Here is a 13,517-nt window from a genome sequence, read left to right on the forward strand (position 1 = left end):
GAGTATTTATAGTACTCGTGGGTTTTATTTTTATTTTGTATTCAATTGATTTTTCAACTCTTGTTGGACACGAGTTAATTCTTGTTCATCCACACGTTGATAGGAAACACCATCTTGCATAAAACCAGTACCTTGAAGTTGGTCTTGTTTCACTTTACCAAAGGCACTGCGATAATCTAAGGCAATTTTTTTCATGTCATCAAAACTTAAATCTGTCTTCATATTATCAGAAACAGCTGTTAAAATTTCTTGATAGTTGCTCACGCTATTAAGACTTAAGACTTTTTGGACGATGCCTTCAATCACTTTTCTTTGACGTTCTTGGCGGCCGTAGTCACCATTAGGATCTTCGTAACGCATTCTTGAATAGGAGAGTGCTTGTTCACCATCCAATGAAATTTTACCAATCGTAAAATCATACCCGTCTTGAGAAAAAGTCAGATTATTGTTCACTTCGATTCCGCCAACCGCGTTGACTAATTCTTTTAAACCAGCCATATTAATTGAAACATAATGATTAATAGGTATGTTTAAATAGTTTTCAACTGTGTCCATTGCTAAAGATGCGCCACCAAAAGCATAGGCGTGATTCAATTTATCTTGTTTTCCTTGACCTGGAATATCAACATAGGTATCGCGAGCAAGACTGACTAAGGTTGTTTGCTTGTCACGAGGATTAACTGTTGCAACAATTGTTGTATCCGAACGACCTTGCTCGACACGCCCATCATCGCCTGTATCGATCCCTAATAATAAAACAGAAAAAGGCTCCTTATTGTTTAAATTGACCTGACTTTTTTTAGATCGTTCTACTGTTTCATAGGTTTTATCCATTGATTTAGAAACATCCCAATAAAGTTTTGCTCCCATTCCAACAACTGCAAGAAATAGAACCAAGATAATTCCAAAGATAATGGCAAAAATTTTCTTCCCTTTTGACATATTTTTCCTCCAATAATTTATCACAGGTTGTGATTTTTTTCTTATAGGTTAATCTTACTAATTTTTAGTGAAGAAGTATATAATAATTGTTGAAAGACTATAAAACTTTAAGGTATTTTGCATTATTTTTGCTTAATCTTTTGAAATATCTCAATTCTATTAAAATATGCGAATTAGTATATTACACGTTTTCAAGGTGTTTCATTGTTGATTAATTAGAATTTTAGTGGTATTTTTGTATTTGTAATTAGTACAGATTTTAATCGGAGGTATAACAGTGAGTAAAAAAGGATCAGATATCATAGTAGAAAGTTTAATCAATCACGAAGTGCCCTATATTTTTGGGATTCCCGGTGCAAAAATTGATGGAGTTTTTGATGCATTAGTTGACAAAGGTCCAGAATTAATTTTAGCTCGACATGAACAAAATGCAGCCTTTATGGCACAAGGGATTGGTCGTTTGACGGGAGAGCCTGGCTTAGTTATTGCAACTAGTGGACCTGGTGCCAGCAATTTAGCAACTGGGTTAGTAACTGCGACTGCAGAAGGGGACCCTGTTTTAGCATTGGCTGGACAGGTGAAACGGTCCGATTTGTCAAAATTAACTCACCAAAGCATGAATAATGCTGCATTATTTAGTCCAATAACAAAATTCAGTACAGAAATTCAAGATCCAGAAACATTATCTGAAAATATTGCCAATGCTTACCGTATCGCCAAAACAGCGAAAAAAGGCGCAACATTCTTATCGATCCCACAAGATGTCACAGATAGTCCGGTGACAGGCGAAGCGATTAAGCCTTTGTCGGCTCCGAAACTGGGCCATGCATCAGCAGAAACAATCGCAGCTTTATCTGAACGAATCAAGCAAGCGAAATTACCTGTTTTACTTTTAGGAATGCGGGCCTCTGCACGAAAAGTTACCGCAGCCATTCGTGAATTGGTTGCTATAACTGGTTTGCCAGTCGTGGAAACGTTCCAAGGAGCAGGCATTATTTCAAAAGAATTAGAAGAACATTTCTTTGGGCGTGTTGGTTTATTTCGAAACCAACCTGGGGACCGTTTGTTAAAAAGAAGTGATTTAGTGATTGCGATTGGTTATGACCCAATTGAATATGAGGCACGTAATTGGAACGCAGAAAAAGATGCGCGCGTTATTGTTATTGATGAAGTTCAAATGGAAATTGATCAATATATGCAACCGGAAGAAGAGCTAATTGGTGATATGTCTAAAAATATTTTGAAATTATCAGAAGCATTTAGTGAACCAATATTAACAGAAGATGCGCAAGATTATTTAGAAACGCTTCAAGAAAAATTAACGATTAAAGAAGTAAAAACAAGTACAATTGAAAATCGATTACATCCATTAGAAATTGTTCAAACGCTTCAAGAAAAAACCACGAATGAAATGACAGTTACTGTTGATGTAGGGAGCCACTACATTTGGATGGCTCGCCACTTTAGAAGTTATGAACCGCGTCATTTATTATTTAGTAACGGTATGCAAACATTAGGTGTCGCTTTGCCTTGGGCAATCTCAGCTGCACTAGTTCGTCCAAATACACAAATTATCTCTGTTTCTGGGGACGGCGGTTTCCTATTTTCAGCGCAAGAATTAGAAACAGCGGTTCGGTTAAAGCAAAATATCGTGCATATTATTTGGAATGATGGTAGTTATGATATGGTTAAATTCCAAGAAGAAATGAAATATAATCGATCCTCTGGCGTAGATTTTGGTCCAGTTGATTTTGTGAAATATGCTGAAGCTTTTGGAGCCAAAGGGGTTCGAGTACATTCACAAGCAGAATTTGCCGCAGCTTTAGAAGAAGGAATGCAAACAGAAGGCCCAGTGATTATTGATGTTCCTGTGGATTATTCAGATAATCAAGAATTAGGTAAAACATTGTTACCAGATCAACTTTATTAGGAGATGGAAAAATGAGCGAACAATATGTTTATCAACATGGTACGCTAGGCGGTTTAATGGAAAGTTTGATGGCAGGAACGGCAGAAATTGGTACGTTACTCACGCAAGGTGATTTTGGAATTGGGACATTAGAAGGCTCAAATGGCGAAATTATTTTATTGGACGGTACATTGTATCATGCAAATCAAACTGGCGAAATTACTATTCTAGAAGGCGAAGAATTAACGCCATATGCCGCAGTTACTCGTTTTCAAGAAGATGGCGCATTCCCTGTATCAACGGAAACCGATGAAAATATTAAAGCACAAATTTTAGAAAAAATTAGTCCTAATTTTTTTGCGGCAATTAAAATTAGCGGTCTTTTTGCGAAGATGCATGTCCGTGTGGCACCTAAACAAGAAAAACCGTATCCACCATTTGTAGAAGCCGCACGCAATCAACCTGAATTTACAGCGGAGAATATTCAGGGAACAGTTGTAGGGTTCTTTACACCTAAATTATTTCATGGTGCTTCTGCCGCAGGGTTTCATTTGCACTTTATCAGTGAGGATCACCAATTTGGTGGGCACATTCTTGATTTTGGCATTAAACAAGGGACTGTTTCGTGGATGGAAACAGCAGAATTGCGGCAGCATTTTCCAGTTCATGATGCTGATTATCGGAATAAAGAAATTGATATTGCAAAAGCTTTGTCCGCAATTGAAGAAGCGGAATAACTGAATAACAAGGCACATTTCTCCACGCCCATTCAAGTTGACTAACTAGGTCAACTTGAATGGGCTTATTGCTGTTCGTCGCTTTTTGTTGTTATTTTTCAAAAAAAAATAGTATCCTTTTTATAATAAGCAAATAACAATTGGAAAGGATGGCGTAATGGACACACTTTATAGAAGTTGGCAATTGTCTGGTTGGCTCTATCATGATATTTTTGTTATCATTGTAGCAATTATTTTTATAGTAATTAGTGGTATTTTGGTTATTTCCTTAATAAGAAGGCGGAGTACAAGGAGACTGGTTCCCTATGCGTTAATTTTATTGGTTTATCTTGCAGTGGTACATTTTGCTGGTTTAATCTTTTTCGGAATGTTTCGTTCAGTAACGATTGAAGAGAAAAGTGCGACGTTTTATTCTGAAAAAACGAAAGGCTTAACTTCAATCGAGCGAATGATTATTCCAAATGGACGAACGAATGGCATTAGCACCAGTAACTCATTGTTCCAAGTGATTTCTGTTAATAGTCAGACGGGCGAACGAATGTGGAGTAAACGTTTAGGTTGGCGTGATTATTTAATTGGTCAAACAGATCAATATGTGGTTTTGAATAATGCTGATAACGAGGCCATTTACTTACTAGATACAAAAACAGGGAAAAAACAGTTTTCTGAAGCAGATTTAGTGAAGAAATTCCCTGAATTAAAAGACTATTTAAGCTCTGATTTCGTTGATTATCGTTTTATGGATAATCGCTATCTCTATATTTATGGATTAAACAATCGATATTATCAATTAGATTTGAAAAATTGGCAGTTAAAACAAGACCCAACTTTCAAAGAAGTCTTTCAAACACAAGAAGCGCCTAAATGGACGGTAGATTCAAATGAGAGTCAAATTGGTCAAGAGCTGTCATCGGAAGAGCGTACAACAGTGCAAGGAAAACTAGAAGAGCAACTAATAGCACCAGTTTTATTAGGCAAGAAAGATGAAGCAAATTATTATGTTCTGTCATACAAGAAAAGACAAAGTAATCAAGCGATAGTTGGCTTATACAATTGGCAGAAAAAAACATACGAGTGGCAAACACCGTTGCTTTTAACTAAAGAAAATGTACCTATTGAAGCTTTTCAAGTAGAGGATGCGTTATTCATTAAAGTCCCGCGTTATTTATACAAAATTAACCTGAATAATGGTAATCAAGAGTATCAGTTTGATTACCGTTGGGGCCAAGTGATTCGTTAAACGAAAAGTGGTAAAGCATGCTTAGACAAATAGAAGGAGCAAATAGTCCTTATGATATAAAAAAACGCTTAGAAGAGTAGTGATTCCGCTAGTTTTCTAAGCGTTTTTTTATTTTATGCAGGTCCAGAGATTAAATTCCAGATAATCGAACCTGTATATGCGCCAGGAAATAATTGTGAAACAGGGGTTTGGATTGCAAGAGAAATATCGGTCATGCGGCCGCTCCACATTCCTTGTCCTTTTCTATCACCAGCGTTACTCATTAAAGTCGCACCGTTACCGATAATAATTGGGTTGGTCGGGAAGTCGGGTGCAGCAGGATCTTCTGAAAAATCCAGTCCATACATTGTATTTGTCATAAAGAAACGCCTTAACGTTTTGTCATAGCGAGCATAGCCGCCTGTTAATTGAAACGTAATGATGCCTAGTAAAGAATGAGCTTCGTTTCGCATGTGTGGGATTTCAGCAGTGACATGCCAACCAGTTAAGGCTCCGCGAACATCCCCCATCCCGAAGTGTCTCATTGTATGAGTATTGCCTTCAGAAGGTCGTATAGGAACTGCCGTTAAATCACCAGAAATCGCTTGGGTTTCAAAAGTAAATTCTTTCGGAATAAAGAGCAAGTCAAAACTAGTGTTAGGATTTTCTAAATCAGGATCAATGGCATCGTCAACCGATTCATCACCAGGCAGCCCTCCAAGTTCTAGTTCAACTGAAACAGGCGTTTTTCCAGAACGGGTGGCAAAAGAAACCGATGGGTCAAAACTAAAGAGACTGAATACTAGCAACAAGGCTGTAAGTGATTGATAAGTGAGTAGATTTTTTTGCTTCAAGAAAGTTCCTCCTTTAGGTGCTGATAATATAAGTATACGCAAAAGGAGCTGTTTTTATTTATCAGTAATTTACAGGGAATTCGAAAATATTGAGACAAATAGTTTTTAATATTAGTTGAGAAAGGTGAGTCGACAATTTTTACTTGTTGATTCTGTCTTTTTTGAGCACAATTCGTTATATCAAGCATGCTAAAATATAAAAGAAATCATCAAGTATTACTAATCAAAATGGAGAGGAGGAGAAAACTTTGAGTAAGTGTTTCGGGTTGTTGATGATTTTATTTGTATTATCTGGCTGTTCAGGAAGTAGGAATTCGCAACAGGAAGTCGTTATAGAAAAGTCTGCTAATAATGACAAAGCAAGACAATTTGTTGATCAAAAAAAATCCGCATTTAGGAACGCAATTAGAAGCAGAATCTTATACTAAACAGGAAGCGATTGAATTTTTACAAAATGGTTTAGGGATACCAACGAATGACTCGGCGTTTCATTATACGTTTAAGCAGTCAAATAAAGGAAGTTATGTTGTTCAAATTATATCTGAAAAGAATAGTGTCTCAAAAGAGAATGAATTGTTCGGATATTATCAGGTGTATCAAGATGGTATTATAGTGAAAATGATGGAAAAGGATCAAACGTTCCAAGAAAATTAAGTGATAAATAAAAAAGTTGACAAAAAACACAAACAGTCTTGTTTGTGTTTTTTTGTTTAATGTTCGTGTTTTATTTTTTAATAACCTTTTTCGAAAAAATATACGAACGTTCGGGTTTAAAAACGAACAAAAAGATGAAAATGTGTTGAAATATACGTTTTCCTTGCGTATACTGATGAAGTGAAAAAACGAACGAGGAGTGTACGAATGAACAAGAAAGTTCCTTATTTAATTGTGGCACCGGGGCTAGTACTATTATTATTTTTCTTAATGATTCCATTAATTACTAGCATTTTGCCAACCATTTTTACTGATCATGGCTTGACACTAAATCAGTATGTTACTTTTTTTAAAGATGACTATAATGTTTCAATTTTCTGGCGAACGATAAGAGTTTCGTTAATTGTGACGGGTATTTCAATCGTGTTGGGCATTCCAACGGCATACTTTATTGCTGGAGTTTCCAAAAAATGGCGTGGCTTTTTAATGGCTATGACCTTGTTTCCATTATTAACCAATTCAGTTATTCGAAGTTTTGCTTGGATTAACATTTTAGGAAAAAACGGTGTAGTGAATACGTTGTTATTAAAAACAGGCTTAATTGAGCAACCGCTGAATTTATTGTATACAGAATTTGCAATTATTATCGGTTCAGTGTATTTATTTTTACCAACAATGATTATGACCTTAGTTGGGGTTATGGAAAACATTGAAGGAGAAATGCTAGAAGCGGCTGAGACGCTAGGCGCCAATCCAATGACGGCTTTTCGGAAAATTGTTTTACCTTTATCAATTCCAGGCACCATCGTAGGAAGTATATTAGTGTTTACAGGAACTTTAACGGCTTATACGACGCCACAGCTGTTAGGTGGTAACCAAAAAATGATGATGTCGACCTTCTTATATCAAAAGGCTAATACTTTAGGTGATTGGCAATCGGCGAGTGTTCTTGCATTTATTATGATTTTAACAACATTAATTGTGATGAAAGGCCTAGACATGGTCGCTAAGAAAGTAGATCGGAGAGAAGCAAATCATGCGTAAGCAAAAAGGACTATCTGTTATTGCAATTCTAGTTTTTCTGTTTTTATTTTTACCATTATGTTTGATTGTGGTGACTTCTTTTGGAACAGCCGCAGCGATTCAATTTCCGATTAAAGGATTTACTTTAGATTGGTACGCCAAAGCCTTACAATCGGAAACGTTTATGGACAGTTTTAAGTTAAGCTTGTTGATTGGGGTATTAGCAACTGTTTTAGCATTAATAGTAGGGATTCCGGCTTCCTATGCGCTGGCACGTTATTCCGTTCGCGGGCGCAACTTTATTAAAAGCTTTTTCTTATCCCCAACTGTGATTCCAGGAATTGTGGTCGGGTATACGTTATTTCAATATATTGTTATTAAATTAGGTTTGCCTGTCTTTCAAGGATTATTAATGGGGCATTTTTTAATTAGTTTGCCTTATATTATTCGAGTGGTTGGGTCAAGTATGGAACAACTAGATTATTCAATGGAAGAAGTAGCTTGGACATTAGGTTGTACAAGATTGCGAGCTTTTATTCAAATTGTTTTACCCAATGTGTCTTCAGGAATTTTTGCAGCCTTTATGTTAGCATTTGTCAATTCGTTTAACAATGTTCCTGTATCGATGTTTTTATCAGGTCCCGGTGTGACGATGCTGCCTACTTCTTTATTAAGTTATATGGAATACAATTATGATCCAACTGTTTCAGCAATTTCTGTATTGTTGATGCTACTAACAATGGGCTTAATGTTTTTAATTGAAAAAACGTTGGGACTAGCTTCCATTGCCTAAAACATGGAAGAAGCACGAGATAGAAAGAGGAGAAAATTTTGACTTTTGTGGATTTAAAAGATATTCGCGTCAGCTATGACGGAAAACAAGATATTTTAAAAGATTTAAATATTTCAATGGAAAAAGGAGAATTAGTTTCTTTATTAGGACCGAGTGGTTGTGGTAAAACGACTACGCTAAGAGTGATTGCTGGATTAATTAAGCCAAACGACGGACAGTTTTTCGTTGACCAAGAAGAACTAACAAAGGTTCCTGTCCATAAAAGAAACTTCGGGATGGTTTTTCAAAGCTATGCGTTATTTCCCCATTTAACGATTGCAGAAAATGTCGCTTTTGGGTTGAAATTACGCAAAGAAAGCAAACAAACCATGGACCAAAAAGTCACGGAAATGCTAAAAGTATGTGGTTTAGAAAGCTTGGGCGACCGTTATCCAAAACAATTATCTGGTGGTCAAAGACAGCGGGTTGCGCTAGCACGTGCTCTGATTATTGAACCTAAACTATTACTACTAGATGAACCGTTGAGTAATTTAGATGCAAAATTGCGAGTGGCAATGCGGATTGAAATCAAACGGATTCAACAACAATTAGGCATTACGACAGTTTTTGTCACACATGACCAAGAAGAATGTTTTTCTATTTCAGATAAAGTGGCCATTATGAATAATGGCGTGATTGAACAATATGATTCACCAGAAACGATTTATCGTTTGCCTCGTACTAAGTTTGTTGCAGAATTTATCGGTTTTGAAAACTTTTTCTCTGTCGAAAAAATGGAAGCCGGTCATTATCGGACACAAACAAATCAAATAGTGAAAACGACTAATCCTGAACCAAATGTTACAACGACGGTGGCAACGATTCGTCCAGAGGACATTGAGATTGTTTCAGAAGCTGCTACTAATACTGTCGCAGGTACTGTCGCTGTCCGAACATTTTTAGGGAAAAGCTATCAATATGAAGTGGAAACAGCGTTAGGTACATTGCTGGTTAATGGAACAAGTGAACAGTTATATGAAACAAACGAAACCATTCACTTGGCTTTTCCAGCTGAGAAATTAGTTATTTTAGAAAAATAAAAACCATTTTGGAGGAAGATTTAAAAATGAAAAAACGCGTAATTTTAGGGACATTAGTCGCTGCAACGTTATTAATGACTGCTTGTGGAAACAGCGAAGCAACTACGAAAAGCGAGAGCAAAGGTGGAAGTAATGCTTTAGTCGTTTCAACTTTCGGATTAAGTGAAGATATTGTCAAAAAAGACATCATCGCTCCGTTTGAAAAAGAGAATGAAGCGAAAGTTACCTTAGAAGTAGGCAATAGCGCAGACCGCTTTACGAAATTAAAAAATAATCCCAATGCGGGAATTGATGTCATTGAATTAGCACAAGCAAATGCAGCACAAGGTGGAAAAGAAGGGTTATTTGAAAAAATTACAGAAAAAGAAGTACCTAATTTAAGTCAGTTAACACCAGGAGCAAAAGAGGTTTTTGAAAGTGGTGCTGGCGTACCAATCGCTGTAAACAGTATCGGGATTGTTTACAACAAAGAAAAATTAGGCAAAGAAATTAAAAACTGGGATGACTTATGGTCAGCTGATTTGAAAGGTAAAATTTCTGTTCCAGACGTTGCCACGACGGCAGGTCCTTTAATGTTATACGTTGCCAGTGAACATGCTGGTCAAGATATTACAAAAGATAACGGGAAGGCCGCTTTTGAAGCGATGAAAGAATTAAAACCAAACGTTGTTAAAACGTATTCAAAATCGTCAGACTTAGCTAATATGTTCCAATCTGGTGAAATTGAAGCAGCTGTAGTTGCTGATTTTGCGGTTGATATTATTCAAGGCGCAGCAGAAAACGTGACGTATGTCGTCCCAGAAAGCGGCACGTATGCCAACTATAATACAGTCAATATTCCTAAAAAAGCACAAAACAAAGAAACCGCCTTTAAATTTGTTAACGCACGGATTAGTGAAGAATCACAAAAGGCCAAAGCGATTTCGTTAAATGAAGGACCTACTAATCAACAAGTAACGCTAAGCGAAAAAGAAGCGAAAAATAAAACATATGGTGCCATTGCCGAACGTGCCAAAACAGTCGATTTTAATTTTATTAATAGTCAACTAGCGGATTGGATTGATCAATGGAATCGGACGATGAATCAATAGTTTTAGAAAAGAGGGACAAAATGAACGTCGATGTATTACTAAAAAATGTGTGGCTGTATCAAACAGTCACTCAAACATTCGTTCAACGAAATGTTGCGATTAAAAATGATAAATTTTATTACATTTATGAAGAAGAGAACGTCAATTTGCAGCCCCAAAAAACAATTAATGCCGAGAATCAATGGATGATTCCCGGCTTAATTGATGCACACATGCATATTGAAAGTTCCATGACGACACCTACTATTTTTTCCAAAGCAGTAGTGCGTTACGGTGTGACAACGGTGATTGCCGATGCCCATGAAATGGCTAATGTATTTGGCTTAGAAGGCTTAAAAGCTTTTATGGCCGCTGAAACAGAACTAGATATCTTTCACGCAATTCCTTCTTCGGTTCCTTCGACCACTCCCGAATTAGAAACAACTGGTGGGATTATCGGCTTAGCAGAAGTAGCAGAATTACTCAAAGAACCAAAAGTGATTTGTTTAGGGGAAGCCATGAATTTTAAAGGGATTTCCTATGAGCCAGATTCTTTAATTCGTCAAATTATCGATTTGTGTCAAAAACAACGACCAACCATGCCTTTAGAAGGCCACTGTCCTAAAATCGAAGATCAAGAGTTAGCAGATTTTCTATATAGCGGTATCACTTCAGATCATACCCATCAATTTCCTAAAACGTTAAAAGAAAAGATTGAAGCGGGCGTCTTTATTCAATTTCAAAATAAATCAATCACTCCTGAAAATATTCAGGTGATAGTAGACAATAACTTCTACAATTATGCAAGTATTATCACGGATGACGTGATGGCTGATGATTTGCTAAAAGGTCATCTAAATGAAAATGTCAAAAAAGCCGTTCAAGCAGGGTTGCCTATCGAAAAAGCCATTTATATGGCAACTTATACGCCGGCCAAACGAATGGGTCTCCATGATCGTGGCGAAATTGCACCTGGTAAAAAAGCTGACTTTTTGTTATTAAATGACTTAGAAAGTTTTGATATTAATACGGTTTATAAATCTGGAAAGGTCGTTTTTGAAAAAGGTGAGCCCTTCCATTATCCAGAAAAAATCGAAGAGTTTCCAGCCACTTATCAACAAACCATCCAATGTAAAAGGTTAACAGAAGAAGATTTACTTTTAAAGGTGGCTACAACAAAAGAAACAGTTCGTTGTAATGTGATTCAAAAACAAGAAATTGGCACATTTACAGAGCGAATTACAAAAGAAATTCCTGTTGAAAATGGATTGTTGCAATGGCAAAAAGCCAACTGTGCCTTATTAATTGTGATGGAACGTTACGGAAAAAATGGTAATATTTCTTTTTCTTTAATGGATCAACCCCTTTCCGAGAAAGGAGCCATTGCGACAACCTGGGCCCATGATCATCATAATTTAATGGTGATGGGTAATACGATTGAGGATATTCTGTTAGCGCAGAATGAATTATTAGCGATGCAAGGCGGCTATTTGGTTGCTTCGGATCAGCAAGTGATGGCAACTTGTCCTTTACCAATTGGTGGGATTTTATCGCAAGCACCGATTGAACAATTAGGCGCTTCTTTACAAAAAGTTCGACAAGCTATGCAAGCGTTAGGCTATCAAAATATGAATGAAATCATGTCCTTTTCCACACTATCATTGCCTGTCTCGCCAGCCATTAAAGTGACAGATTTTGGGATGATGGATACGAAGTCACAACGTTTCTATCCATTAGTTTTTCCAGAGGATGGAGTTCTTTTGCATGAAAACACTCATTAAAAATGTGCATATACTAACAATGGATGAGCAATTTTCAGAAATCAAAGCCGGCTATTTAGTGATTGAAGAAGACACAATTGTGGAATTAGCACCAATGACCACACTTGATGAAAAGCAAATGGCTGCAAATCAAGTAATCGATGGTCAAAATGGAATTTTAATACCTGGGATGATTAACACCCATACCCATGTAGGCATGATTCCGTTTCGTTCGTTAGGAGACGATGTGCCAGATCGACTCCGGCGTTTTCTTTTTCCATTAGAACAATTCATGACAAAAGAATTAGTAGGATGCAGTAGTGATTATGCAATTGCTGAAATGTTACTGAGTGGTATTACGAGCTTTTGTGATATGTATTATTTTGAAGATGAAATTGCTAAAAGTTGTGAAAAAATGAGTGTTCGTGCTTTGCTCGGAGAGACGATCATTGATATGCCCACTTGTGATAGTCCAGAACCTTCAGGCGGTCTTTTTTACGCGGAAACCTTTATTCGCAAGTGGCAAGGTCATCCGTTGATTACGCCTATGCTTGCGCCGCATGCACCGAATACCAACTCACCAGAAGTGTTAGCAAAAATTATTGAACTTAGTCGGCGATACCAAGTTCCTATGACCATGCACGTTGCTGAAATGACTTATGAAATGGCTGAGTTTGAAAAAGCCTATCAAAAAACACCAATTGCTTTCTTAGAAGAACTGGGTTATTTGAGCGAGCCGTTTATTTTAGCGCATTGTATTTTGGCAACAGATGAAGATCTTGCGAGTTTAGCTGCTACTAATGGAAAAGCGCGTGTCGCTCATTGTATCGGTGCGAATACTAAATCAGCCAAAGGCGTAGCGCCAATTAAGCAAATGCTTGATCAAGGGATTATTGTCGGTTTAGGCACGGATGGACCTAGTAGTGGGAATACATTAGATTTATTCACCCAAATGCGCATGGTTGCGAATTTTCATAAGACAGCACACCAAGATCGCTCCTTGTTTCCTGCGAAAGAAATTGTTTATCTGGCAACGATGGGGGGCGCTAAAACATTAGGTTTGGCGGAGCAAGTCGGCTCATTGGAAGTGGGCAAAAAAGCGGATATAACATTAATTGAAACGCAATCAGTTAATATGTTTCCGATTTTTGATGCCTATTCAGCGTTGGTTTATTCAGCAAATGCTAGCAATGTTGAAGCCGTTTGGGTGAACGGTCAACAGTTAGTTGCCAATAAAGAATTACAACAAGCTAATCTCAAAGAAATCAAGGAAAAATTATATCAGGCCATGAATACGTTTGTGAAAGAAGCTAAAAAAAGAGCTGCTCTCTAAACAAAGCAAGTATGACGTATCGGATTGATTAAATAACGCTGAATTGACGTTTAGTGATTCAGGTTCTAATAGAGCTCAGACAAACTTTTAATGAAAGAGTTGTCTGTGTTCTTTTTTGTTATAAACATTTTTCTTTTTCTATAT

The 13,517-nt window shown here is 37.0% G+C and carries 11 protein-coding genes and 1 pseudogene; 10 read left to right on the top strand and 2 right to left on the bottom strand.

The genetic code is table 11. The features are described from left to right. Window positions 1-30 precede the first annotated feature (30 nt). Window positions 31-942 (bottom strand): LCP family protein, encoded by a 912-nt coding sequence (locus tag IGL56_RS04885; RefSeq protein WP_002385983.1) that lies wholly within the window; start codon window positions 940-942, stop codon window positions 31-33. 277 nt (window positions 943-1,219) lie between these two features. Here IGL56_RS04885 and alsS point away from each other — a divergent pair, with 277 nt between their 5' ends. The 3 genes from alsS (at window position 1,220) to IGL56_RS04900 (ending at window position 4,828) form a co-directional block, all read left to right on the top strand. Then, entirely contained in the window at window positions 1,220-2,872 is a 1,653-nt protein-coding gene (gene alsS, locus IGL56_RS04890; protein WP_010815960.1) for an acetolactate synthase AlsS, read from the top strand. 11 nt (window positions 2,873-2,883) lie between these two features. Continuing rightward, window positions 2,884-3,588, top strand: coding sequence for an acetolactate decarboxylase (gene budA / locus IGL56_RS04895; protein ID WP_002357922.1), 705 nt, complete (start codon window positions 2,884-2,886; stop codon window positions 3,586-3,588). Window positions 3,589-3,745: 157 nt separating this feature from the next. Continuing rightward, complete coding sequence (locus tag IGL56_RS04900; protein ID WP_002357921.1) at window positions 3,746-4,828, top strand: PA2928 family protein; 1,083 nt, start codon at window positions 3,746-3,748, stop codon at window positions 4,826-4,828. Between the two features lie 113 nt (window positions 4,829-4,941). Here IGL56_RS04900 and IGL56_RS04905 read toward each other — a convergent pair whose 3' ends face one another. Then, window positions 4,942-5,703, bottom strand: a complete 762-nt coding sequence (locus IGL56_RS04905; RefSeq protein WP_002361651.1) for a WxL domain-containing protein — start codon at window positions 5,701-5,703, stop codon at window positions 4,942-4,944. A 230-nt stretch (window positions 5,704-5,933) separates the two neighbouring features. Here IGL56_RS04905 and IGL56_RS04910 point away from each other — a divergent pair. The 7 genes and pseudogenes from IGL56_RS04910 (at window position 5,934) to IGL56_RS04940 (ending at window position 13,373) form a co-directional block, all read left to right on the top strand. Beyond that, window positions 5,934-6,315 (top strand): annotated as a pseudogene (locus IGL56_RS04910) (hypothetical protein). Window positions 6,316-6,522: 207 nt separating this feature from the next. Then, complete coding sequence (locus IGL56_RS04915; RefSeq protein ID WP_002382189.1) at window positions 6,523-7,359, top strand: ABC transporter permease; 837 nt, start codon at window positions 6,523-6,525, stop codon at window positions 7,357-7,359. After that, window positions 7,352-8,131 carry an ABC transporter permease gene (locus tag IGL56_RS04920; protein WP_002357916.1) on the top strand — a complete coding sequence of 260 codons (780 nt, stop codon included), beginning with the start codon at window positions 7,352-7,354 and terminating at the stop codon, window positions 8,129-8,131. Before IGL56_RS04915 ends, IGL56_RS04920 begins: the two co-directional genes overlap by 8 nt. Window positions 8,132-8,169: 38 nt before the next feature. Then, entirely contained in the window at window positions 8,170-9,210 is a 1,041-nt protein-coding gene (locus IGL56_RS04925) for an ABC transporter ATP-binding protein (protein WP_002384674.1), read from the top strand. Between the two features lie 26 nt (window positions 9,211-9,236). Further along, window positions 9,237-10,301, top strand: coding sequence for an ABC transporter substrate-binding protein (locus tag IGL56_RS04930; protein WP_002357914.1), 1,065 nt, complete (start codon window positions 9,237-9,239; stop codon window positions 10,299-10,301). Next, a complete protein-coding gene (locus tag IGL56_RS04935; RefSeq protein ID WP_002399327.1) occupies window positions 10,277-12,061 on the top strand; it encodes an adenine deaminase in 1,785 nt (594 codons plus the stop codon). The genes IGL56_RS04930 and IGL56_RS04935 overlap by 25 nt, the downstream gene beginning before the upstream one ends. Continuing rightward, window positions 12,045-13,373 (top strand): amidohydrolase, encoded by a 1,329-nt coding sequence (locus IGL56_RS04940; protein ID WP_002391613.1) that lies wholly within the window; start codon window positions 12,045-12,047, stop codon window positions 13,371-13,373. The genes IGL56_RS04935 and IGL56_RS04940 overlap by 17 nt, the downstream gene beginning before the upstream one ends. Window positions 13,374-13,517 lie beyond the last annotated feature (144 nt).

Origin of the sequence: Enterococcus sp. DIV1316a, from assembly GCF_050536915.1 — a bacterium.
GTDB classification, from domain to species: Bacteria; Bacillota; Bacilli; order Lactobacillales; family Enterococcaceae; genus Enterococcus; species Enterococcus faecalis.

Coding starts and splice junctions, on each gene's coding strand:
- IGL56_RS04885 (WP_002385983.1), bottom strand. CDS start 942: ATGTCAAAAGGGAAGAAAATTTTTGCCATTATCTTTGGAATTATCTTG.
- budA (WP_002357922.1), top strand. CDS start 2,884: ATGAGCGAACAATATGTTTATCAACATGGTACGCTAGGCGGTTTAATG.
- IGL56_RS04900 (WP_002357921.1), top strand. CDS start 3,746: ATGGACACACTTTATAGAAGTTGGCAATTGTCTGGTTGGCTCTATCAT.
- IGL56_RS04915 (WP_002382189.1), top strand. CDS start 6,523: ATGAACAAGAAAGTTCCTTATTTAATTGTGGCACCGGGGCTAGTACTA.
- IGL56_RS04920 (WP_002357916.1), top strand. CDS start 7,352: ATGCGTAAGCAAAAAGGACTATCTGTTATTGCAATTCTAGTTTTTCTG.
- IGL56_RS04930 (WP_002357914.1), top strand. CDS start 9,237: ATGAAAAAACGCGTAATTTTAGGGACATTAGTCGCTGCAACGTTATTA.
- IGL56_RS04935 (WP_002399327.1), top strand. CDS start 10,277: ATGGAATCGGACGATGAATCAATAGTTTTAGAAAAGAGGGACAAAATG.
- IGL56_RS04940 (WP_002391613.1), top strand. CDS start 12,045: ATGAAAACACTCATTAAAAATGTGCATATACTAACAATGGATGAGCAA.